This is a genomic window from Nonomuraea sp. NPDC049028 (genome assembly GCF_043197735.1).
In the GTDB taxonomy this organism is placed as follows: Bacteria; Actinomycetota; Actinomycetes; order Streptosporangiales; family Streptosporangiaceae; genus Nonomuraea.
On the sequence record NZ_JBICTR010000004.1, the window covers coordinates 767,526 to 789,432 of the forward strand.

A 21,907-nucleotide genomic window follows, 5' to 3' on the forward strand; every position below is an offset into this window, starting at 1 on the left:
CCGGGGGTTCTTTGCATCGTGCAAGGTGACGGTGGGTCTGGCCGCATGGGGCATTCGATGTTCCTCTCGCGGTTCCTCTCGCGCCTGACAACCGGCCGATCGGCCCGGCCATTCGCGGTTCCTCTCGCGCCAGGCAACCGGCTGATCGGCCCGACCATACTGGATACGGTCGCACCCGGCTGGTCGCCGTCCGGCCTGCCACGCGCTATTGCCGCCCCACCGTAGATCCGGTCGCACTGCGCCTCAGGACCGCAGGTCATGTTCCTGGGGGCTCCTCAACCCCCGGTCATGTTCCTAGAGGTTTATCAGCCGCAGGTCACGCCGGGGCGGCCAGCCAGCGGCGTACGTCGGCCATGGCCGTACCGTCACTGTCGGCGTCGATGCCCGCCGCGAGGTCCGCGATCGTGATGCCCGCCAGCGCGCCGGACCAGGCCTCCTGCGCCGAGGCCATCGCGCGGGCGATCGCGCACGGCCGGTCACACCGTTCGGCCGGTACGGCCAGCGGCCCCTGCTGCCGGATCTCCGTGCACCGGTAGGCGGGTGAGTCGCCGTCGATGGCCTGGACCACCTCCAGCACGGTGATCGCGGCGGCCGGCCGGGTGAGGAGGTAGCCGCCGACCTGCCCGGCCGTAGACCGGACGATGCCCGCTCGGGAGAGCGCCTGGAGGTGCTTGGCCAGGTACGCCGGCGGGGTGCCGTGCAGCTCCGCGAGCCGCGCCGCCGGCACCGGATCCTGGCCCTGGCTGAGCGTGACGCAGCTGTGCAGCGCCCACTCCACTCCGTTGGACATCTTCATGTCAGACAGCGTCTTCCGCTCTCTGTGTTTACGTGAGTAAAACGGACATCAGCGTAGCCTCGTCGCCTGCTGGCCGAGGCCGGGAGGCGATCTGGTGGAAGCCGATGCCGCGTCCGTCCGGCGAGCCGGGCGGACCGTGGTTGAGAGCCGCGTTGTCGGGGCCTGGCTCCGCATTCCTGGAGAGAGTGCGACTCTTGGGCCACCGCCCCGCCGGACGCTGTCCCATTGGTGCGGACACCAATGGGGGCGGGGACCGGGCGCCAGTCAAGCACCCGGCTGTTACTGAACATTACCATCTGATTACCTTCAGTCGCGGTCGATCAGGAAACCCAACCACAATTCTTCTGACAACCACCGGCTGGCATAGCGAGCACCGACAACAGTTCTTACCCTACCCATTCCGGACAAAGAATGTCCGTGATAGAACTCGGATGGAAAATATCCGAGATCAATTGGGAGCCCCCATGACACGTACCGCCCTCGGCGCGGCCGCCGTCGCGCTGTTCGTCGCCGCGGCGAACCTGCGACCCGCGATCGCCGCCGTGTCCCCACTGGTGGACCGCATCCGAACCGACCTCGACCTGTCCGCCACGGGAGTGGCGCTGCTGACGACCATCCCGACGTTGGCCATGGGGGTCTGCGCGCCCCTGGCCGCCGTGGTCGGCCGCAGATTCGGGCTGCGGCTCGGCGTGCTGTTCGGGCTGGCCGTCATCGCCGTGGCGACGGCGGCCCGCGTCTTCGGCGGCTCCGCCTGGCTGCAGCTGATCTGCGCGGCGGCCGTCGGCGCCGGGATCGCGATCGCGCAGACGCTGTTGCCGCCCGTGGTCAAGACGCGCTTCGCCGACCGCGCGGGCCTGGTCACCGGCATCTACACCGCCGGCCTCGGTCTGGGCGGCGCGGTCGCGGCCGGGGCGACCGCGCCCCTCGCCGACGCCATCGGCTCCTGGCCGGGCGCGCTGGCCTCCTGGTCGGTGCTCGCGGTGGCGGGCATGGCGATCTGGTCGGCCTCCCGCACCTCCCTGGCCCTCGACAGCACCCCAGCCCTCATGGGTACGAACCGGACCGGCGCAGGCCAGACCGGCACGAGCCAGACCGGCACGAGCCAGACGGCGGCTCCAGTCGGGCCTGTCACCAAAGGGCTGCCCTGGCGGAGCGGCTTGGCCTGGCGCATCACCGTGCTGTCCGCCGTCAACTCCGCCCTGTACTACTGCGAACTCGCCTGGATCGTCCCCCTGCTCCACGAGGACGGGCACCGTGACGCCACCGGCGCGGGCGTGCTGCTGACCGCGATGATCTCCATCCAGGTAGTCGCCATGCTGGCCGTACCGGCGCTGCTGGGTGAAGGGCGGGACAGGCGCGCCGGGCTGGTCCTGACGACGACGTTGACAGCGATCGGGTTCGCGGGGCTGGCGGCGGCTCCGGCGACGGCCACCTGGGTGTGGATCGCCGCCCTGGGCGTGGGTCACGGCGGGCTGTTCACGCTCGTCCTAACGCTGCCCGTGGTGGTGAGCCGCGACGCCGCCGAGGCCGGGCGGATCAGCGCGATGGCGTTCTTCGTCGGCTACGCCTGCGCCGCGCTGGCGCCCGTGCTGGTGGGAGCGCTACGTGACGCCACAGGAGACTTCCACCTGGCGTTCGGCCTGCTCAGCGGGCTGACCGCCGCGATGCTGCTCCCCATCGCCCGGCTACGTGAGGGCGGGCGCACGGAAGTGACCGGCCCAACAGCGAGCGCCCGGGATTTGTGAGGCGTCACAGATTTGACAGCGCGGATTTACCGCCTGGTCCAATTCACAGAATGACCTTCGCGGCTCATCGTTTGTCTGCACCTCGAACTCCTCACCCCCCACCAACCCCTCGCCGAAGGAGTCTCCATGGTCCGACGGATGTTGACCGTGCTCGCAGCGGCCGCCCTGGTGTTAGGTCTCGCCCCCGCCGCCCAGGCCACGCAGAGCGACGTGTACGTGGCCCTCGGCGACTCGGCTGCCTCGGGACCGCTCGTGCCCAACCAGGTCATCCCCGACCTCGGCTGCTGGCGCTCCGACCACAACTACGCCCACCTGACGGCGCAGGCCATCGGCGCCCGTACGTTCCGCGATGTCACGTGCTCCGGCGCCGACACCGGCGACATGTACCAGCGGCAGAGCACGGATCTCGGCTCGGTCGCGCCGCAGCTGGACGCGCTCGGCCAGGACACCACCCTCGTCACGGTGCAGATCGGGGCGAACGACGTCGGTCTGACGGGCTTCATCGAGGACTGCCTGAACCTGCTGCCGCCGCCCGTCGGAGACGCCTGCAACGACGACTACATCGTGGACGGCCAGGACAGCTGGCGGGTGAAGACGGACGCGCTGCGCTCGCGCCTGACCACGCTCATGGGCGACATCCGGGCCCGCGCCCCGCAGGCCCGGATCTTCATGGTCGGCTACGCCACCTACGCCCCGCCGAACGGCTGCTACCCGCGCGTCCCGATCATCAAGGCCGACGCCAACTACATCCGCGCCACCCTCAAGTACTTCAACCAGATGCTGGCCGAGCAGGCGTACGCCGCCGGCGTCGGCTTCATCGACCTGCAGACCCCGAGCGTCGGCCACGACCCGTGCGCGTCGCCGGGTGTGCGGTGGATCGAGCCGTACGTCCCGGCCGCGCCCGCCGCGCCCTTCCACCCGAACGCGCTCGGCATGAGCAACTTCGCCACCGTGGTCACGGCCGCCGTCTCAGGCGTCTAACCAGTCCAACCCGAGCCGGCGACGCGCGGCCAGCGCCGCGCCGATCCGCTGGAGATGCGCGGGGTCGACGGGATCCAGCCCGGTCAGGCTGACGGCCCTGCGCAGGCGGTAGTCGACCGTGTTCGGGTGTACATGCAGGAGTGAGGCCGACCGCCGCCGATCGAGCCCCGTGTCCAGGTACACCTTGAGCGTCCTGAGCAGGTCGGGATTGTCCAGCAGCGGATCGAGCAGGCCGGCCAGGGCCGCCGTCGCCTCGCTCGACCGGGTGAGCTGGTATTCGAGCAGCACGTCGGCCAGCCGGTAAGCGCCGGGCGGCCGCTGGAAGAGCCGCACCACCTCCAGCACCTCTTCCGCGAGCTTGGCCGCGGCCGGCACCCCGGCGGGCGGCGCGAGCTCGGCGGCGACCCACACCGGCACCCCAGCGGCCTTGCTCATGTCGGCGCGAGTAGCGGCGGCCATCTCACCGACATGAGCAAGGCGCCCGTCAAGCGGACCGCAGGGCACCAGCACGAGCCCGCCCGTGGTGTCGAGCACCGACAGCACCGGCTCCGCGGCGTGCCGGCGCAGCGCGGTGGTGATCCGGTGCAGCTTGCGCCGCCCGGCGATGGACCCGCCCGGCTCGTCGGAGTCCTCGTCGGCGTGCCGGCCCGCCGCGACGGCCAGCACGAGGTAGCGCCGCGCGAGCCGTACCCCTGCCAGAGCCGCGCTGTCGCCCGCGAGCAGCGCGGACACCGTCGCGTGCATGGTGTGCTGCTCGTGACTGAGCATGCTCTCGCGCTCTTCCAGGTACGCCGTGCAAACGGCGCCCGTCACCGCCTGCGTGTAGACGAGGATGAGCCGGTTGGCCGCCAGGACGTCCTCGAAGTCGGCCGGCGTCGCGGCGGCGAACAGGTGCTCCCACACCATCCGCGCCCCACGGGCGTAGGCGTTGAGCAGGTCGTCCAGCGGCACGCCCTCCCGGGCCCGGCGCGCGGACGAGGAGCGCAGCGGCGCCAGCTCCGCCCTGGTCGGCGGGCGGCCGTCGCGGAACATCCGGGAGATCAGCCGCAGGTTGTCCTCGGTGATCCGGGTGATGTCGCCGTCGAGCTCTTCCCTGGGCAAGCGCCGGTAGATAGGGATCTCCTCGGCGAAGCTCCGCACCAGTCGCCTGGCCAGTTTGGTGGTCTGGCGATCAAGCGTCTCATGTACGGGGCGGCCGGCCAGAGTAAGGGGGCACGCCACCGTCAAACCATGCCAAAACGGACGCATTTCCGCAATGGACAGGGCCTCACGAACGCCATTGCAAGCCTCTGACCTTGACTGACTTTGCGCTGACGGCCATTAGTCACATACGTTTACAGACTCATGCAAGCGTAAGTAAAGGCGGTCACTCTATGAATTTCAGCGAGTACGTCGTCTCACGCTGGGACACCCTCTCGCTGGCCGCCGGGGAACACGCCCTCGTCGTCGGCGTCGCCATCGGCGTCTCCACGGCAGTCGGCGTCGGCATCGGACTGCTCGCCCACGACCTTCCGAAAACCCGGGGATTCTCGCTGGCGATCTCCGCCGCGATCCTGACGGTCCCCTCCCTCGCCCTGCTCACCCTGCTCATCCCGATCACCGGACTCGGCTGGGGATCCACGCTGGTCGCGCTGACCGCGTACGCGTTCCTGCCGATCATCAGGAACACGGTGGCCGGGCTGCGCGGCGTCGACTCCGCCATGGTGGAGGCCGGACGCGGGATGGGCATGAGCCGGACCCGCGTCCTGTTGAAAGTGCGGCTGCCACTGGCCTGGCCGCTGATCCTCACCGGGGTGCGCGTGGCCACGCAGATGCTCATCGGCATCGCGGCCATCGCCGCCTACGTCGACGGCCCCGGCCTCGGCACGCAGATCTTCGAAGGCCTGTCCCGGCTGGGCTCGGTGAACGCGCTGAACGCGACGCTCGCCGGCACGCTCGGCATCGTGGTCATCGCCGTCCTGTTCGACCTGTTCTTCTTCGCCGTACGTCAACTGACCATTCCTAGGGGGCTTCGTGTTCGATCGTGACACCGGAGGCGCAAGCATCGAGCTGCGGGCGTTGACCAAGCACTACCCGGGGCAGCCCGCGCCGGCGGTGGACCACGTCGACCTCGACATCCCCGCCGGCGAGCTCGTGGTCTTCGTCGGCCCGTCAGGCTGCGGCAAGACGACCACGATGAAGATGATCAACCGCCTGGTCGAGCCCACCTCGGGCGAGATCCGCATCGGCGGCGACGACGTGCTGAGCCTGCATCCCGACGAGCTCCGCAGGCACATCGGCTATGCCATCCAGCAGGTGGGGCTGTTCCCGCATCTGACCATCGGCCAGAACATCGGCCTGGTGCCGAAGCTGCTCGGCTGGACCCCCGCCAAGACCGCCGACCGGGTGGAGGAATTGCTCTCCCTGGTCAACCTGGAGCCGTCGGCCTACCACGACCGCTACCCCCGCGAGCTGTCCGGCGGGCAGCAGCAGCGCGTGGGCGTCGCCAGGGCGCTGGCCGCCGATCCCCCCGTGATGCTGATGGACGAGCCCTTCGGCGCGACCGACCCCATCACCCGCGAACACCTGCAGAACGAGTTCGTCAAGCTCCAGAAGCAGCTGCGTAAGACGATCATCTTCGTCACGCACGACTTCGAGGAGGCCATCAAGCTCGGCGACCGCATCGCCGTGCTCAAGGAGCGATCGCACATCGCCCAGTACGACACCCCCGCGAACATCCTGGCCAACCCGGCGGACGACTACGTCGCCGGCTTCATCGGCCAGGACGCCACACTCAAGCGCCTCGCGCTGCTGCGCGTGGCGGACGTGGAGTGCCGGCAGCAGCCGGGCAGCGCGAACCTGCCGCAGATCACCGCGGACGCCAGCCTGCGCGAGGCCCTGGACGTCATGCTCGCGCACGGCACCGACCGCTGCGGCTCGCCGTCCGGCGTCCTCACCTACAACGCGCTGTGCGAGGCCGTGGGAACCGAACCCGCACCCGCCCCTCGACTGAAGTCGGTGGGCTCCGGACCGAAGCCGGTGAGCGCCGCGCCCGTGCCGGACACCGCCCGAGAGGAGGCGGTCGGCAGGTGACCACCGCGACACTCGGCGCGGACCGGACCCGCCCACTCGGGCGCCTGACAGGTCTGCGGTATGTCATCACCCCCATCGCCCTCTGCGGCGTACTGATCGCCCTGTACGCCTGGCTCGGCGCGCAGAACCTGGACTCGATCGAGAGCCGCAGCCTCACCCGTGAGGTCCTCCTGGCCAAGGCCGTGGAGCACATCCAGATGACGCTCGTGGCGACCGCGCTCGTGGTGGTCATCGCGATCCCTCTGGGCATCGTCGCCTCGCGGGCCCGCAACCGGCTGATCACCCCCATCATCCTCACCCTGGCCAACCTGGGCCAGGCGATCCCGGCCATCGGGCTGCTCGTACTGTGCACGTTCCTGCTGGGGGTCGGCTTCCAGACCGCCCTGGTCGGCCTGGTCGCCTACGCGGTGCTGCCCGTACTGCGCAACACGATGGTCGGCGTGCAGCAGGTCGACCCCGCGCTCATCGAGGCCGCGCGCGGCATGGGAATGACCAAGGGACAGGTGCTCCGCCGCGTGGAGCTCAAGCTGGCCGTGCCGGCCATCCTCGCCGGGCTGCGGACCGCGCTCGTGCTGACCGTCGGCGTCGCCACGCTCGGCGCGTTCGTCGCCGCGGGCGGCTTCGGCGAGCTGATCATCAACGGGCTCAAGCTGAACCGCATGCCCGTGACCATCGCGGGCGCCGTGCTGACGGCGAGCATCGCCTTCTTCATCGACTGGCTCGGCGGGCTCGCCGAGAACCTGCTCAAGCCGCGCGGCATCTGACTCCCCCTCTCATACCGCAAGTACCGTAAGCCCAGCTTCAAGAGGTGTTTTTCGTATGCGTGTCCGCAAGACGTTCACCCTGCTCACCGCAGCCGCCCTGACTCTGACCGCCACGAGCGCCTGTGGCTCGGGCGGGGAGGTCGAGGCCGCCAGCGCGGGCAATGAGCTGTCCGGCGCCAAGTTCGTCGTCGGGTCCAAGGACTTCACCGAGAACATCGTGCTCGGCCAGATCGCCGTGCAGCTGCTCAAGGCGCACGGGGCCGAGGTCGTGGACAAGACCAACCTCGGCGGCACCGTGCCGAACCGGCAGGCGCTGACGTCCAAGGCGATCGACATGTACTGGGACTACTCGGGCACCGGCTGGATCGAGCACCTGAAGAACGCCACTCCCATCCCGGACTCGGCCAAGCAGTTCAAGGCCACCGCGGAGGAGGACCTGGCGAAGAACAAGATCCGCTGGATCGGGCCGACGCCGCTGAACAACACCTACGCGCTGGCGATCCGCTCCGAGAAGGCCCAGCAGCTGGGCGTCAAGACGGTCTCCGACGTGGCGAAACTCGCCAAGACCAACCCGAACGAGGCGTCGTTGTGCGTCGAGTCGGAGTTCTCGACCCGCGACGACGGGCTGCCGGGGCTGTCCAAGGCGTACGACCTGAACATCCCGAAGAACAAGATCAGCCAGCTGGACACCGGTGTCGTCTACACCGAGACCGACAAGGGCCAGACCTGCAACTTCGGCGAGGTGTACACCACCGACGGACGCATCTCCGCGCTCGGCCTGACCGTGCTGCAGGACGACAAGCGCTTCTTCCCGATCTACAACGCCGCGGTCAACGTACGGGACGAGACCTACCAGAAGTACCCGGCGCTGGAGAAGGTGCTCAAGCCGGTGATCGCCAAGCTGGACGACACGACCATGCGCAAGCTCAACGCCCAGGTCGACGTCGACGGCGAGGAGCCGAACAAGGTCACCGCCGACTGGCTCAAGACCGCCGGCTTCCTCGGTAAGTCAGCCGCATAGCAAGTCATCGCCACCGGCCGCGCAGCCAGCCGATCGTGGCCCGGCGTGAGTGCTCGCGCCGCTCCCTCAGGTGCGGGGCGTGCGGCCGGTGGCGTGCATGATCTCCGGCCTACCCCATGGCCGCCCCGAGCACCCCTCAGCCCAGCAACTCGACCGTGCCCGCCTCACCGTCCACCCGGACCCGGTCGCCGTCGTGCAGCCGCATCGTCGCGTTCCCCGTGCCGACCACCGCCGGTATGCCCAGCTCGCGGGCCACGATCGAGGCGTGCGACAGCGGCGCCCCCATGTCCGTGACCACGGCGGCGGCGCGCGGGAACATCGGGGTCCAGCCGATGTTGGTCAGCGTCGTCACCAGGATCTCGCCGGGCTTGAGCCGGTCGCCGTCCTCAGGCGAGGAGATCACCCGGGCGACGCCCTCGACGATGCCCGGCGCGCCGGGGAAGCCGGTGACCGTGTCGCTGACGGGCGCGCTCCCGCCGCGCGCGTCGTAGATGTCGCCGCGCCGGTCGGGGTCGGCGGCCCAGCGCACCGGGTCGAAGTGGCCGACGATCAGCGTCGGGTACGGCGGCAGCGCCGCGTACATCTCGTAGGTCGCCCGCCGGGCCGGAACCCGCTCCAACGCGGACGTGTCGCCGCGCAGGAGGCCGAGGATCTCCTCCAGGTAGAGGAAGAACAGGTCGTCGCCGTGCCCCGTGAGCTCCCCGGCCCGCAGCACGAAGGCGCGCAGCACCCAGAACGCCCGCATGTTCTCCGACCGGGCGGTCTCGCGGTCGCGGACGACCTTGTTCCACCTGGTGACCCGGTCGCGCATCCTGGCTTCCTTGCGGGGGTAACGCTGGGCGAAGCGTGCCCACGCCTCCTCGCGCGCCTTCTTCTGGCGGGCGAGGAGGGCCTCGGTGTCGGCGCTCACGTCACGGAGCCCGGCCAGCTGAGCGTCGATCCACGCCGGATCCTCGCCGGGACGCGGAATGGAGACCTCGAACTCGTGGGGCCCCCGATGCCCGTACAGCTGGGCGAAGGTGTCCCGGTCGATCTCTCCCCTGGCCAGCCTGCCCAGCCCGATGACCGGGCCGAGGCTGGCCAGTTCGCCGTCGATGTTGACGCCGGTGAGCATGGCTTCGGCGTCGACGTCGCCCATCATCTTGCGCAGCTTGTCGCGGGTGTAGACGAGTGTGGCCCCGCCCTGCCGGCCGGCGGCCTCCAGCATGCGGCAGCTGGTGACGACGTACGGCTCGATCTCGCGCTCCCACAGGGCGGCCAGCTCGGGGCCGGTCTCCATGGTGGCGACGCGGGCGCGCAGCTCCTCCGCTTGCCGCCGCGCGGTGGCGAGGAAGGCGGGCATGCCTTTGAGGTTCGTACGGACGCGCTTCTGGATGTCGATCCCCAGCGGCACGACCTTCTTGAGGATCTCCCAGCGGGAGACCTTCAGCAGCGGCACGTCGAGGCCGGGCGGCAGCTTGCCGAAGATCTGCTCGACGGCGCTCAGCCGTGACCGCATGCCGAGCGAGACGGCCATCGTGTACATGACGCTCAGGTTCATGTAGAAACGGCCGCCGATGTTGCCGACCAGGTCGAATCCGGGCAGCGCCGAGGCGGCCATCGCCTCATGGATGAACATGCGGACGAACGACCAGGTCACGGGCGTCATCACGTCGGGGATGGCCTCGCCGAGGTTGCCGCCGGTCCACAGGTTCTCGCCCTTGAGGCTGTCGTTCCACTCCTCGACCGGCTGCTTGAGGCCGGTGATCGGGCGGGCCTGGACGATGAAGAACGAGCCGTCGCGCCTGGCCCATTCGACGTCCATCGGCGTGCCGTACAGCTCCTCGATGCGCGAGCCGACCCCGGCCAGCTCGGCGGCCTGCGCCGGGTCGAGGACGGCCCGGCGCCGCAGCTCCTCGGGCACGGGCTCCTCGCGCGTGCCGGACGGCGTGCGTACGGTCATGACGGTCTTGTCGCCGATCCGCGACTCGGTGACGGCGCCGTGGCGGACCACGACGGTGTCGGGGGTGACCTGGCCGCCGACGACCGCCTCGCCCAGGCCCCAGGAGGCGTTGATGACGATCTCCTCGCGGGCGCCGTTGACCGGGTTCGCGGTGAACATGACGCCGGCCGCGTCGGCGTCCACGAGCTCCTGCACGACGACGGCCAGCGCCACGTCGTCGTGCGGCACGCCGTTCTGCTCGCGGTAGGCGATGGCGCGGGCGTTCCAGAGCGACGCCCAGCAGCGCTTGACGGCGTCGAGCAGCGCCTCGCCCCTGATGTTGAGGTAGGTGTCCTGCTGTCCGGCGAACGACATGCCGGGCAGGTCTTCGGCCGTGGCGGACGAGCGGACGGCCACCGGCACGTCATCGCCCATCGCCTCATATGCCGTGCGGATCTCCGCGGCGACGGCGGCGGGCATGTCGTGCCCGGCGAACAGGGCGGCGATCCCGGCGGCGTCGCCGGCGGCGGCCGCGTCGAGGATCCGGTCGCGGAAGTCCGCGGCGAAGGCCCGGTAGGCCTCGGTGGTGATGTGGAAACCGCCGGGAACGGGCAGTCCTGCCCTGGTCAGCCTGGCCAGGGAAGCGCCCTTTCCGCCCACTGTCGCGAGGTCCGCGGCGGCATCGTCGAGAGGGAGTAGCACCCTCACGTGACACGCTCCTTAGCGCCCAGGGAGAGCGCGAGCTTCCGCTCCGCGATCTCCTCCATGGTGTCGAGGTAGCCGAGAGTGGCCAGCCTGACGGCCCGCGCGTCGTCGTCCGACAGCGTGGCGCCGGTGCCCATCGCGCGGACGCCGGTGTCGGCGACCAGCTCGACGAGCCGGTCCTCCGGCATCCGCATCTGCTCGGGCATCATGTTCTGCGTGAGCAGGAACCCGTAGATGACCGAGGCGAGGGTCGCGAGGTGCTCGGCGGGAGTCAGGTCCGAGCGGAGCACATCCCGCCCGGCCAGGTCCTGGAGGTAGGTCCCGAACGCGGCGCCCAGATCGAGCGTGGTCTGGCTGCTCTTCTTCTGCCTGCTGAGCTTGCCGAACACCTCCGAGTCGTCCAGGATCAGCGCCCTCATCAACGGCCGGCGCAAGAGCCCGCCGACCAGCTCCCGGAGCAGCTCGCGCAGGTCCGCGGGCGCGCGCTCGCGGACCTCGCGCACCAGAAGGACCCGCTCACGGCGGATCAGCGCCGCGAAGAGCATCTCGCGGGTCTTCCAGTGCAGGTAGATCGTGCCCTTGGCGACCTCTGCCTGCCGGGCCACGTCGTCGATGGTCGTCTTGTCGTAGCCCCAGCGCAGGCACAGCTCGGCGGCGGCGTCGAGAATCCGGTGCGCCCGCTCCAGCTGACGCTTCGGATCCTGCGGGGGCCGTCCCACTCTGGCCATCTCGTCTCACCTCAAATGTTTGACTAGATGAGACTATGCAGTCATTTAATTAACCGCAAGTTCACCCCAGCTTCGCCAGGAGCTCTTCGGCGTCGGCCGCGAACGTCGAGTCGTCGGTGCCGGCGGCGAGCCGGAGCATCCGCCTGGCCACGGTGAGGTCGCCGTGGGCGTACCGGATCTCCCCCAGGCGGAAGGCGGCCTCGGCGACCAGCTCGGGCTGCTCGGTCAACCCCAGGGTGAGCTCGTAGTAGCGCACGGCCCCGTCGCGGTCGTTCAGCCAGTAACAGAGCTCCCCCAGATGCGCGGCCGCCATGCCCGACTCGGTGTCTCCCGAGTCGATGACCCGCTGGTACCAGCCGAGCGCCTCCGGGAAGTCCCGCTCCCGCTTGGCCAGCGCCCCCAGGTACATCGCCCCGAGCGCGCTGACGTGCCCCGTGCCCGAGTTCACCGCCTGGATGTACCACTTGCGGGCCTCGTCCTCGTCCTCGTCGTGGTAGCTGTGGCCGAGCGCGACCATCGCCCTGGCCGCCAGCTCCTCGTCGCCCGCGCCCAGCACCCGCTCGTACACCTGCCTGCCCTCGGCCACCTCTCCGGTCCCGACCAGGGCCTGGGCCAGCACGCTCAGGGCGGTGGGCTCACCGCCCTCGGCCGCCTCCCGCAGCGTGCGCAACGACGCCTCGGTGTCGCCCTGGCGACCCTGGAGCATGCCGAGCAGGCTGCCGAACACCGACCGCACCGGGCTGTCGGCGTCCCCCGCCTGCTGTTCGGCCAGGCTGTAGAAGGCGGCGGAGTCGCCCTCGGCGTCGAGGAGTGCCAGCAGCCTGCCGCCCGCGACGAACCGCACATCGGGATCCTCGTGTTCGTTCAGCCGCTCGTAGACGGCCCGCGCCCGCTCCGTCTCACCGAGCTCGGCGAGCCGCTCGGCCACCCCCAGCTCGGTGAAGGCGTCGGAGCCGACCAGCTCGTAGTAGAGGTGGACGGCCTCGGGGTCGTCGCAGAGCTCCGCGAGCTCCCTGGCCTTGGCACCGGCGTGCGGCCCCGAATGCGCCAGCACCTGTACGGCCAGCGCGTGCTCGCCCCGCTCGTACGCCTGGTAGGCCAGGGTGTTCAGGTTGTCCAGGGCGGTCTGGGCCAGCGCGGACCCGGTCCCCGCCGCGGCGCCGAACGCCTCGGCCGCCTCGAGCAGGTCACCGTCCTCGTGCAGCCAGCAGCCGAGCTGGATGCCGCCCCTGGCCGCGGCGTCGGCCTCACCCGACTCGACGGCCAGCCGCGCCTGCCCGACGGCCGCCGCCTTGTCGCCCAGCGCGTGCAGGGCCTCCGCGAGATCGGCGCGCATGCCGGGGATCTGCTGACCGGTGTCGATCCCCTTGCGGTACATGTCGACCGCGCCCGCCAGGTCACCCGTCGCCTTGCGCGCGTCGCCCCACACCCAGTAGCCCATGGCCACCGTCTCGGGATCGCCGGTGCCGACGGCCAGCTCGGCCTCGGCGGCGATGGCCGCGTACTCCTGCCGCTGGAGCAGGTTGACGAGCAGGTGGCACCGGCAGGCGAGATCGCCGGCCGCGGCGCCACGCTCGAGCACGTCACCGGCGCCCGCCAGGTCGCCGCGCTCCTCCAGCAGGGCGGCCAGCTCGACGGCGGTGGCCGGCAGCGCGGCCCGCAGCGCCTCGGCGGCTCCGTCCAGGTCGCCGCGCCGGCGTCGGACGACGGAGACGTTGCGCCACGCCATGAGGGCGATCTCGTCGTCGTCGCTCTCGGTCGCGGGCAGGAAGCACAGCTCGGCCTGGCTGTGCTGACCGTCCCCGGCCAGCTCGGCGCCGAGCCCGAGACCGGCGCGCGCGGCCCACTGGGGGTCGCCCACCTCGATGACCAGTTGGTAGAGCGCCCTGGCGAAGTCCTCGTCGCGGCTCGCCCTGGCCATCTCCAGCGTCTCGGCGAACGCGTCATCGGTGGGGAACCCGCTCGCCTCAGCTCGGCTCGCGGGGAACTCGCTCGCCTCGGTGAGCGCTCCTTCCGCAAGGACCCCGGCTGTCGCGGTCGCGTGGGATTCCGTCAGCAGACGGCGTACCTCGGCTATGTCGCCGGCGTCCAGCGCGAGCAGGAGCCCCGCCATCGGCGCCGACCCGGTCAGCTCGGTCAGCGCCGCCAGCGCGCCCTGCCGGTCGCCCTCGGCGGCCAGTACCCACGGCCGTTCCTCCGGCGACGCCGTACCGAGCCGGACCCGGGCCGTGGCCGCGGCCCGCGGGTCCGCGTCCTGGGCCGCCGCGCGCTCGTAGGCCGAGCGGGCGCCCTCCGGGTCACCCGCCTCCTCCAGGTGGCGCCCGGCCTCCAGCAGCGTGGCCCCCGCCGCCTCAGGATCGATCGCCACGGCCCGCTCGAACGCCGCCCGCGCGCCCTCGAGGTCGCCGGTCCGCGCGAGGAGCCCGCCCAGCAGGCACTCGGCCTCCGCCGCCTCCTCGTCCGGCCCGGTCCGCACCGCGGTGGCCGCCGCCACGAGGGCTCCGTCCAGGTCGCCGCCGTCACGCAGCAGCCGGGCCAGCCGCGGGGCCGCCGCCACCTCGCCGAACGCCTCCCGCAGCACCTCACGGGCCTCGCCGGGCAGGCCGGTCGCGACCAGGATCTCCCCCAGCCGCAGCGCGGCCTCAGCCACATGCGCCCCGTCGTCCCCGGCGAGTATCTCTCGGTACGTCCGCGCCGCCGCGTCGAGGTCGCCGAGCGCGTGCCAGGCCCGGCCGAGGTCGCGCCGCGCGACGGCGGCGAGGCGCTCGTCAGGACCGGCCACCGCCTGCTGCCAGGCGGCGATCGCACCGTGCGCGTCACCGGCGTCGTGGCGCAGGGCGGCGAGGTAGCAGGCCGCCTCCTGCCGGAAGTCCGGGTGACCGGCGCCGACCAGCAAGGACAGCGACCCGTCGGCAGCGGCCGTCTCGCCCTGCCGCCGCCACGCGTGCGCGGCCTGCAGAGCGAGCATGGACGCCATCCACGACCTGCCGTCATCAGCGATCGCCTCGAACGCCGCAGCCGCCGCACGGAAGTCACGGTCGAGCAGGAACCGGGCGTAGCTTCCCGTCTCCCCCTCTTCCGGGTGAGACTCCGGAACACGGCCGAACGCGGCCCGCGCGCCGTCGAGGTCGTCGATCCGTACCCGGGTGAGCCCGAGCAGCCACGCGTGACGCGGCGCCTGGACCGGGTCGCCCTCGGCGACGAGCCGCTCATGCAGGCGGCACGCGGCCAGCAGGTCACCCTGGCGCTCGAACAGCCCGAGCAGCGCGCCCACCGCCTCGAGCCGGAGCCCCCGGTGGCCGGTCTCCATCGCGGCGGTCAGCGCGGCCCGCGCTTCAGCCAGGTCATGCTCGCGCGTACCCGCGTCCACACCCCCGTCGGAGTCCTGACCGAAACCGTCAGAGCCGCCCTCGCCGGACTCGTTCGCGCGCTCACCGAGCAGCTCACCCAGCCCGTACGCCACCCACGCCGCCAGCACCGGATGCCCGTCGGCCCGCGCCCGGCGCAGCAGTGCGACCGCCTCCTCGCTCTGGCCCTGGTTCACCAGGACGTCCTTGAAGATGGTGGCCGTATAGGAGAGCGCGAGCGGGTCACCCGAGTCGGCCGCCGCGTGGAACAGCCGGGCCGCGTCCGACAGGTCGTACCCGATGGAGGCGAGCACCTGCGCGAACACCGCGGTGCCGATGGCGGCCGTCGCGGGGTGTTCCATGGCCTCGCGGTAGCGGACCAGCCCCTCCTCCCTGCCCAGGCGCTGGTGGTCGATGACCGCCCGCAGCACCGGGTGCGGTTCGTCGCCCGATTCGCGCAGCAGATGCAGGAAGAACTCGGCGCTGAAGCCCTGCAGCAGGTCGTCGCCCTCGGCGACGTACGACAGCAGCTCGTCGGCCTGCTCCCGATCACCTTCGCCCAGCTCCAGCTCGGCCAGCGTCATCATGGCCCGGACCGACTGCGTGGCGGCGCCGGAGTCGATGGCGCCGCGCAGCAGCCGTCGCGCCCCGGCCAGGTCGCCCGCCTGCAGGTGGCGCAGCGCCTCGTCGACGTCCAGGAGCGCCTGTTCCTCCACCGGGTCGGCGAGCGGCTGCTGCCGTGCCGCGTGGTCGAGCAGCAGCGCGGCCTTGAACGCCGCGTCGGGGTCGTCGTGCTCGGCCGCCTCGGCCACGAGCGCCATGACGCTCCCCCGCTCGTCCGGGTGCCGGTCGAGCAGCAGGCCGAGCAGCGTGATGGAGATCGAGGACCAGTCCGACTCCCCCGCCTCCAGTACGGCCCGCAGCGCCGCGAGCGCCTCGGCCACCTCTCCGGCCTCGGTGTGCATCTGCGCCAGGCACGCCTGGGCCTCGACGGCGTACTCCCGCTGGCCGCTGGCGACCACCCGGTGGAAGATCGCCTTCGTCGCCGCCACGTCGCCGAGCTGCGCGGTCACCTTGGCCTGCTCGATGAGCGCGGGCAGCCGCTCCTCGGGCCTGGGGTCCTCGGCGGCCTCGGCGTAGGAGGCGGCCGCCTCGGCGTACTCGCCGAGATCGACCAGGACCGCGCCGAGCAGCCGGTGGGCGGTGGCCAGGTGGTCGGGGTGTCCCACGGCGATCGCGTGCTCGCACACCTCACGGGCGGCCGCGAGATCCCCCTCGTCGGCGTGGATCCGGTAGAGCCGGAACGCCGACAGCGACACCACATCGGGATCGCCACAGGTCAGCAGCTCACGGTAGTCGTCCTCGCTGTCCGCCAGCTCGAACAGGTCACGCGCCGTACCCGGATCTTGGGGGGCGAAGTCGGGCAGCTCCAGCTGGGCGGCCATCGCGGCCACGGCGGGACTGTCGCACCGGCGCGCCCGCTCCAGCGCCTCCTTCGCGCCCTCGACATCGCCCAGCTCGGTCAGGACGAGCACCAGCGCCGTCTCGGCGAGCGCGGCCACCTCGAAGTCGGCGCCGTCGCACGCGATCATCAGCACCCGGTGCGCGGCGGGCCATTCGCGGGCGGCGACCAGCATCATGCCCATGGCGATGGCCGAGCGCTGCCCGAAGACCGGATCGCCGGAAAGGATCACCGACCGGTGCGCGGCCTCCGCGCCGTCGAGATCGCCCTGCTCCTCCAGCAGGCAGGCCAGCAGGTGTGACGCCTCGGGATCGCCGGCGGCGGCGATCTCCCTGAACAGCACGGCCGCCGCGTCGGGATCCCCCGCTTCCCAGCACTTCATCGCCGCGGCCAGCTGCTCTGACTCCATATTGCACTCCCCAGTCATTTAATACTGTGAAAAAGCTACACATGTGTCGCTCTGGTCACAGCACGTTCCCCGATCTCGGGACCTTCCGACCATCCCGGTTCGGAGCGCCGTAGCGTAGGGGCCATGGCTAAAGCGTTCTGGATCGACCAGGAGTTCGACAGGGATCGTGACGGGCGCTATGCCGTACACGTGCGCAAGAACCTCGAAGAGTTCGAGTGGGGCGACATCGCGCCGGTCAGGTTCGCCTGCGCGGCCTGGCGGCTGGCCACGCCGCCGTCGCTGAACCCCGGCTACGTGCGCTGGGACCGCCGCATCCTTGAGGCGACCTGCCACCGCAACACGTGGGACGGCACGCTCAACGCGCGGATCCGGCTGGTCTCGCCGCTGCCCGAGGAGCTCACCCGCTCACGGGCCTGGTGGCGCGACCGCGGCTGGCTGGGCTGGCAGGAGACGTTCGGGCAGTACGTCGAGCCGACGCAGCAGGACCTGGCCAGGATCCCGTTCCTGCGGGCGACGCTGCTGGTCGAGGTGCCGGTGCCGCTCGACGACCTGCCGCCGGAGCCCGAGGGCCCGCATGACGAGGTCGAGCAGAGCGCGGCGCGGGCCCTGGCGGTGCTGGTACGCGAGCTGAACCAGCTGGTCACCCCCATCCTCGACCAACTCGGCTGACAGCATGCCCGCCACATAACTGGGTAGCGGGGGGCGCATGAGAATGGTGCGCGCCGTGCTGTCGATTTCGTCGCTCGCGGGCTGTGCCGTGCTGTCGATTTCGCTGACCGCGGGCTGCGCGGTGGACGCGACCGCCCCGGCCCGCACGGCCGAGCGCTTCCACGCCGCCCTCGCCGCGCACCAGGAGGACGCCGCCTGCGCGCTGCTCTCCCAGCAGACCGCGGAGAAGCTGCCCGACCCCGGCCAGACGTGCGCCGACGCGCTGCGCGAGCTCAAGCTGGGCGCCGCCGGACCGGTCACCTCGGCGCAGGTCTGGGGCGACGACGCCCAGGTACGGCTGGCGGGCGACACGCTCTTCCTCCACCACTACCAGGACGGGTGGCGGGTCACGGCCGCGAGCTGCCGCCCGCAGGGAGACCGCCCCTATGACTGCGAGGTGGAGAGCTGATGCGGGTGATGTTCACAATCACGCTCATCGTCATCGCGACCGGTTTGATCTGGTTCTTCACGACAGGACTGGTCCGCCTATGAAGCAGAAGATCAAGGAGAACGGGCTGTCGCTGGCGTTCCTGGTGATGTTCCTGCTGACGCTGGCCGGGCAGGCCATCGCGGGGACGGGCCAGTTCAACGACCAGCAGCTGGTCAACGGCGGGGAACCGGTGCCGGTCTTCACGTACGTGACGTCCTCGGACTTCGCCGTGGACGTGGCCGAGAACTGGCAGTCCGAATACCTGCAGTTCTTCCTGTTCATCACGATGACGATCTGGCTGGTGCAGAAGGGTTCGCCGGAGTCCAAGGATCCCAAGGAGGCGGGTCTGGAATCGGACGAGAAGCAACTCGTCGGCCGCCACGCCCGGCCCGACTCCCCGGCCTGGGCGCGGGCCGGCGGGCTTCGGCTCCAGCTGTACAGCAACTCGCTCGGGCTGGTGATGGGGATCGTCTTCGTGCTGTCGTGGCTGGCGCAGTCGGTGGCCGGGGTGGCGACGTACAACTCGCAGCGGCTGCTCGACCTGCGGGATCCGGTCTCGTGGGGCGCCTATTTCACCTCGCCGGAGTTCTGGAACCGGAGCCTGCAGAACTGGCAGTCTGAGCTGCTCGCCGTGCTTTCCATGGTGGCGCTGTCGATCTACCTACGGCAGCGGGGATCGCCGGAGTCCAAGCCGGTGGGCGCGCCGCACTCCTGGACCGGCGTCGAGGGCTGATGGGTTGCCAGGGTCGAGGTCTGATCGATCGCCGGGCTCCACGCCTGATCGGTCACCGCGCTCCCTATCTGGTCGGTCGCCGGGCTCCCTAGCTGGTCGGTCGCCGGGCTCCCTAGCTGGTCGGTCGCCGGGCTCCACGGCTCACCGGTGACGACCGCGACGATGCGGGTGCCCGGCTGGAAGACGCCCTGCCGTACCAGGTCGAAGACGCCGTAGAGCATCTTCCCGACATACACCCCCTCGACCCGATATTTCGCGATGAAGTCATCGAGAACCGGAGTCGAGCGGGCGTAGCCCCCGAAGTGGTAGTCCAGGTTGACCGACCAGTTCGGCCACACGCGCCCGTAAGCCTCGCGCTGCAGGCGCGCCACCTCATCGTCGAGGAACCCGGCCCCCTTGAGCACCGCGAACCCGATCGCCCGCCGGCCCTCCGGCAACCCGGCGGCGATCCCGGCCAGGGTGCCGCCGGTGCCGACCGCGCAGCAGATCACGTCGTAGTCGCCGCCGATCTCGCCGGGCAACTCGGCGCACCCGCGTACGGCCGCCGCGTTGCTGCCCCCCTCCGGCAGGATCGCCACGTCACCCCACTGCTCGCGCAGCGCGGCCTGCACCTCGGGGGTGTGCTTGCGGCGGTATGTCCCCCGGTCGAGATAGGTGAGCCGCATGCCGCAGGACTCCGCGTACGCCAGCGACGGGTTGAGCGGCAACGTCTCCTCACCCCGGATCACCCCGATCGTCGCGAACCCATCCCGGCGCCCGGCCGCCGCGACAGCCCTGATGTGACCGGAGTAGGCACCGCCGAACGTGAGCACGCGAGGATGGCCCAGGTTGTACTTGAGCTTGCGGGCCTTGTTGTCGTCGCGGACCAGGAAGACCCGGACAGAGGCGAGCGCCGGATCCACCAACTCCTCCATGGCGCTAGTCTACGGTCGGACCTTTGTTGAGGAGTGTTGGATTATGCGCGTTGTCGATGCTTTTCGGGCCGCCTTCGGCGCCGACCCGCGGACGGTCTGGCACGCGCCCGGCCGCGTCAACCTGATCGGCGAGCACACCGACTACAACGACGGCTTCGTCCTGCCCTTCGCGGTGCCGTGGGGCGTCACGGCGGCCGTCAGCCCGCGCGAGGACGCCACGATCCGGCTGCTGTCCCTGCAGTCGTCCGGCGACCCGCTGGTGATCTCCAGTCACGAGGAGTCGCAGGGCTGGAGCCGCTACGTGGTCGGCGTCCTGGCGATGCTGGGCGACCGGGTGCGCGGCGCCGACATCGCCATCGACGGCGACGTGCCCCAGGGCGCCGGGCTCAGTTCGAGCGCCGCGCTGGAGGTGGCCATCGCCTCGGCCCTCAACGACCTGTACGACCTGGGCATGACGCCCATGGAGCTCGCCCTGCTCAGCCAGCGGGCGGAGAACGACTTCGTCGGCATGCCGTGCGGCATCATGGACCAGGCGGCGTCCGCGCTGAGCGCCGAGGGGCACGCGCTGTTCCTCGACTGCCGCTCGCTCGGCTCCCGCAACATCCCGCTCGACCTGGCCGCGCACGGGCTGACCATCCTCATCATCGACACGCAGGTGCACCACGAGCACGCGGGCGGCGAGTATGCCAAGCGCCGCGCGGAGTGCGAGTCGGCGGCCCGCAAGCTGGGTGTCGCGGCGCTGCGCGACGTCACGGACCTGGCCGGGGCCCTCGACCAGCTGCAGGGCGCCGAGCGCAAGCGCACGATGCACGTCGTCACGGAGAACCACCGCGTCGAGGCACTCATCGGCCTGCTCAGGGCCGGGGCGATCACGGAGATCGGGGCGCTGCTGAACGCCTCCCACCTGTCGCTGCGCGACCAGTACGAGGTGTCGTCGCCGGAGCTGGACCTGGCCGTGGAGGCGTCGCTGCGCGGCGGCGCCCGGGGCGCCCGCATGACGGGGGGCGGCTTCGGCGGCTCGGCGATCGCGCTGGTGTCCGACGAGCGCCTGGAGGCCGTGAAGGAGTCGGTGAGCGCGGCTTACGCCGAGCGCGGCTGGCAGGCCCCCCGCTTCCTCCCCGCCACCCCCTCTTCGGGTGCTCGGCGTATTTCCTGACTTCTCTTTAGATCAACATCTTTTGTTACGGCAGGCCCGGTGGGCCCCACCCGCCAACCGGGGCCGGGGCCCGTCCAGGGGCACGCTCCTCCGGTTCACCGGCTCGCCGCCGCAACGTGCGCACGGACATCTTCTGCGTGGTCTTCGGGAACCCCTCTGATTACAAGGGCGGGAAGTTCGGCGGGCGGCGTTCCAGGAAGCTCGCGACGCCCTCGGCGAAGTCCGGGCGGTTGAAGGAGGCGAGCATCTCCTGGGTCGCCGTCTTGGCCGCCTCGTCCAGGGTGATGTCCCAGTCGTTCCAGACCTGACGCTTGATGACGGCCATGGAGGCCGGGGAGCTGTGGGTGGCGAGCTCCAGGGCGTACTCCTGGGCTGTGGCGAGCAGCGCGTCGCCCGGGACCGAGCGGTTGGCCAGGCCGAGCTCGTAGGCCTCCGCGCCGGTGAAGACCCGCCCCGACAGGAGGATGTCCATGGCTCTCTGCTGGCCCATGAGGCGGGGCAGGATCCACGACAGGCCGTATTCGGCGATCAGGCCGCGGCGCGGGAAGGCCGTGGTCCATTTGGCGTCCTCGGCCGTGAAGATCAGGTCGCAGGCCAGCGCGTGGACCACACCCAGACCGGCGCAGGCGCCGTTGACGGCGGCGATGATCGGCTTGGCGATGGTCGTGGGGAAGGTGTTGGGGCGCGGGTCCGGCGTCTCGTCGTAGTCTCCGGTCTGGATGGCGCTGAGCGTCTGGAAGTCGGCGCCCGAGCAGAATCCCTTGCCCGCGCCGGTCACCACGATGGCCCGCACGTTCGGGTCCTTCTCGGCCTCCTGGAGGAGGTCGAAGTAACACCGGCCCATCGCGTCCGTCCAGGCGTTGAGCCGGTCGGGACGGTTGAAGGTCAGGGTGAGCACGCCTTGATCGGCCGAGGAGAGAACGAGTTCCGCCATAGGGCAACAGAATCATATTCTAGCGATGAAGGGCAAGACAACCCTCCGACCAGCGGGCGAAGCGAACGAAAGCAGAGGTCA

At 70.9% G+C, this 21,907-nt stretch carries 17 protein-coding genes; 10 read left to right on the forward strand and 7 right to left on the reverse strand.

All coding sequences use genetic code 11. From position 1 onward, the window contains the following. Nucleotides 1-316: 316 nt before the first annotated feature. Complete coding sequence (locus ACGFJ2_RS18955) at nt 317-796, reverse strand: Rrf2 family transcriptional regulator (RefSeq protein WP_358174066.1); 480 nt, start codon at nt 794-796, stop codon at nt 317-319. 464 nt (nt 797-1,260) lie between these two features. On the opposite strand from ACGFJ2_RS18955, the gene ACGFJ2_RS18960 reads away from it, so the two are divergent. Continuing rightward, on the forward strand, nt 1,261-2,541 hold the full coding sequence (locus tag ACGFJ2_RS18960; protein ID WP_393469834.1) for a CynX/NimT family MFS transporter: 1,281 nt from the start codon (nt 1,261-1,263) through the stop codon (nt 2,539-2,541). Nucleotides 2,542-2,667: 126 nt separating this feature from the next. Next, a complete protein-coding gene (locus tag ACGFJ2_RS18965; protein ID WP_393469836.1) occupies nt 2,668-3,522 on the forward strand; it encodes an SGNH/GDSL hydrolase family protein in 855 nt (284 codons plus the stop codon). Here the strand turns inward: ACGFJ2_RS18965 and ACGFJ2_RS18970 are convergent. Next, nucleotides 3,511-4,743, reverse strand: coding sequence for a helix-turn-helix domain-containing protein (locus ACGFJ2_RS18970; RefSeq protein ID WP_358174072.1), 1,233 nt, complete (start codon nt 4,741-4,743; stop codon nt 3,511-3,513). The two genes, ACGFJ2_RS18965 and ACGFJ2_RS18970, sit on opposite strands and share 12 nt — an antisense overlap. Nucleotides 4,744-4,895: 152 nt before the next feature. Here ACGFJ2_RS18970 and ACGFJ2_RS18975 point away from each other — a divergent pair, with 152 nt between their 5' ends. Genes ACGFJ2_RS18975 through ACGFJ2_RS18990 form a run of 4 tightly spaced genes read left to right on the forward strand, consistent with a single transcriptional unit; the run spans nt 4,896 to nt 8,379 of the window. Then, nucleotides 4,896-5,549: an ABC transporter permease gene (locus ACGFJ2_RS18975; protein WP_357947744.1), complete on the forward strand. Its 654-nt coding sequence runs from the start codon at nt 4,896-4,898 to the stop codon at nt 5,547-5,549. Continuing rightward, the gene (locus tag ACGFJ2_RS18980; RefSeq protein ID WP_358174075.1) at nt 5,536-6,594 is read left to right on the forward strand and encodes an ABC transporter ATP-binding protein; all 1,059 of its coding nucleotides are present in this window, start codon (nt 5,536-5,538) and stop codon (nt 6,592-6,594) included. The genes ACGFJ2_RS18975 and ACGFJ2_RS18980 overlap by 14 nt, the downstream gene beginning before the upstream one ends. Next, entirely contained in the window at nt 6,591-7,358 is a 768-nt protein-coding gene (locus ACGFJ2_RS18985; RefSeq protein ID WP_357947738.1) for an ABC transporter permease, read from the forward strand. Before ACGFJ2_RS18980 ends, ACGFJ2_RS18985 begins: the two co-directional genes overlap by 4 nt. A 55-nt stretch (nt 7,359-7,413) precedes the next feature. Beyond that, on the forward strand, nt 7,414-8,379 hold the full coding sequence (locus ACGFJ2_RS18990; RefSeq protein WP_357947735.1) for a glycine betaine ABC transporter substrate-binding protein: 966 nt from the start codon (nt 7,414-7,416) through the stop codon (nt 8,377-8,379). A 136-nt stretch (nt 8,380-8,515) separates the two neighbouring features. Here ACGFJ2_RS18990 and ACGFJ2_RS18995 read toward each other — a convergent pair whose 3' ends face one another. The 3 genes from ACGFJ2_RS18995 to ACGFJ2_RS19005 form a co-directional block, all read right to left on the reverse strand. Then, nucleotides 8,516-11,008: a PEP/pyruvate-binding domain-containing protein gene (locus ACGFJ2_RS18995; protein ID WP_393469839.1), complete on the reverse strand. Its 2,493-nt coding sequence runs from the start codon at nt 11,006-11,008 to the stop codon at nt 8,516-8,518. Then, nucleotides 11,005-11,733 carry a helix-turn-helix domain-containing protein gene (locus ACGFJ2_RS19000; protein WP_358174084.1) on the reverse strand — a complete coding sequence of 243 codons (729 nt, stop codon included), beginning with the start codon at nt 11,731-11,733 and terminating at the stop codon, nt 11,005-11,007. Before ACGFJ2_RS19000 ends, ACGFJ2_RS18995 begins: the two co-directional genes overlap by 4 nt. A 61-nt stretch (nt 11,734-11,794) precedes the next feature. Then, nucleotides 11,795-16,951: a tetratricopeptide repeat protein gene (locus ACGFJ2_RS19005; protein ID WP_393469841.1), complete on the reverse strand. Its 5,157-nt coding sequence runs from the start codon at nt 16,949-16,951 to the stop codon at nt 11,795-11,797. 123 nt (nt 16,952-17,074) lie between these two features. Between ACGFJ2_RS19005 and ACGFJ2_RS19010 the strand changes: the two genes are divergently transcribed. The 3 genes from ACGFJ2_RS19010 (at nt 17,075) to ACGFJ2_RS19020 (ending at nt 18,822) form a co-directional block, all read left to right on the forward strand. Beyond that, nucleotides 17,075-17,620 carry a hypothetical protein gene (locus tag ACGFJ2_RS19010; protein ID WP_357947724.1) on the forward strand — a complete coding sequence of 182 codons (546 nt, stop codon included), beginning with the start codon at nt 17,075-17,077 and terminating at the stop codon, nt 17,618-17,620. A gap of 37 nt (nt 17,621-17,657) precedes the next feature. Next, nucleotides 17,658-18,068, forward strand: coding sequence for a hypothetical protein (locus ACGFJ2_RS19015; RefSeq protein ID WP_358174090.1), 411 nt, complete (start codon nt 17,658-17,660; stop codon nt 18,066-18,068). A gap of 79 nt (nt 18,069-18,147) precedes the next feature. After that, nucleotides 18,148-18,822 carry a DUF6766 family protein gene (locus tag ACGFJ2_RS19020; RefSeq protein ID WP_393469845.1) on the forward strand — a complete coding sequence of 225 codons (675 nt, stop codon included), beginning with the start codon at nt 18,148-18,150 and terminating at the stop codon, nt 18,820-18,822. Here ACGFJ2_RS19020 and ACGFJ2_RS19025 read toward each other — a convergent pair. Continuing rightward, nucleotides 18,747-19,736 (reverse strand): 1-aminocyclopropane-1-carboxylate deaminase/D-cysteine desulfhydrase, encoded by a 990-nt coding sequence (locus ACGFJ2_RS19025; protein WP_393469848.1) that lies wholly within the window; start codon nt 19,734-19,736, stop codon nt 18,747-18,749. The two genes, ACGFJ2_RS19020 and ACGFJ2_RS19025, sit on opposite strands and share 76 nt — an antisense overlap. 43 nt (nt 19,737-19,779) lie before the next feature. Here ACGFJ2_RS19025 and galK point away from each other — a divergent pair, with 43 nt between their 5' ends. After that, entirely contained in the window at nt 19,780-20,892 is a 1,113-nt protein-coding gene (gene galK / locus ACGFJ2_RS19030; RefSeq protein ID WP_357947712.1) for a galactokinase, read from the forward strand. A 160-nt stretch (nt 20,893-21,052) separates the two neighbouring features. Here galK and ACGFJ2_RS19035 read toward each other — a convergent pair whose 3' ends face one another. Beyond that, nucleotides 21,053-21,826, reverse strand: a complete 774-nt coding sequence (locus tag ACGFJ2_RS19035) for an enoyl-CoA hydratase-related protein (RefSeq protein WP_357947709.1) — start codon at nt 21,824-21,826, stop codon at nt 21,053-21,055. Nucleotides 21,827-21,907 lie beyond the last annotated feature (81 nt).

Excerpts from the sequence above, each read along its gene's own strand:
- ACGFJ2_RS18955 (WP_358174066.1), bottom strand. The coding sequence starts at position 796 with ATGAAGATGTCCAACGGAGTGGAGTGGGCGCTGCACAGCTGCGTCACG.
- ACGFJ2_RS18960 (WP_393469834.1), top strand. The coding sequence starts at position 1,261 with ATGACACGTACCGCCCTCGGCGCGGCCGCCGTCGCGCTGTTCGTCGCC.
- ACGFJ2_RS18965 (WP_393469836.1), top strand. The coding sequence starts at position 2,668 with ATGGTCCGACGGATGTTGACCGTGCTCGCAGCGGCCGCCCTGGTGTTA.
- ACGFJ2_RS18975 (WP_357947744.1), top strand. The coding sequence starts at position 4,896 with ATGAATTTCAGCGAGTACGTCGTCTCACGCTGGGACACCCTCTCGCTG.
- ACGFJ2_RS18990 (WP_357947735.1), top strand. The coding sequence starts at position 7,414 with ATGCGTGTCCGCAAGACGTTCACCCTGCTCACCGCAGCCGCCCTGACT.
- ACGFJ2_RS19000 (WP_358174084.1), bottom strand. The coding sequence starts at position 11,733 with ATGGCCAGAGTGGGACGGCCCCCGCAGGATCCGAAGCGTCAGCTGGAG.
- ACGFJ2_RS19005 (WP_393469841.1), bottom strand. The coding sequence starts at position 16,951 with ATGGAGTCAGAGCAGCTGGCCGCGGCGATGAAGTGCTGGGAAGCGGGG.
- ACGFJ2_RS19010 (WP_357947724.1), top strand. The coding sequence starts at position 17,075 with ATGGCTAAAGCGTTCTGGATCGACCAGGAGTTCGACAGGGATCGTGAC.
- ACGFJ2_RS19015 (WP_358174090.1), top strand. The coding sequence starts at position 17,658 with ATGAGAATGGTGCGCGCCGTGCTGTCGATTTCGTCGCTCGCGGGCTGT.
- ACGFJ2_RS19020 (WP_393469845.1), top strand. The coding sequence starts at position 18,148 with ATGAAGCAGAAGATCAAGGAGAACGGGCTGTCGCTGGCGTTCCTGGTG.
- ACGFJ2_RS19025 (WP_393469848.1), bottom strand. The coding sequence starts at position 19,736 with ATGGAGGAGTTGGTGGATCCGGCGCTCGCCTCTGTCCGGGTCTTCCTG.
- galK (WP_357947712.1), top strand. The coding sequence starts at position 19,780 with ATGCGCGTTGTCGATGCTTTTCGGGCCGCCTTCGGCGCCGACCCGCGG.
- ACGFJ2_RS19035 (WP_357947709.1), bottom strand. The coding sequence starts at position 21,826 with ATGGCGGAACTCGTTCTCTCCTCGGCCGATCAAGGCGTGCTCACCCTG.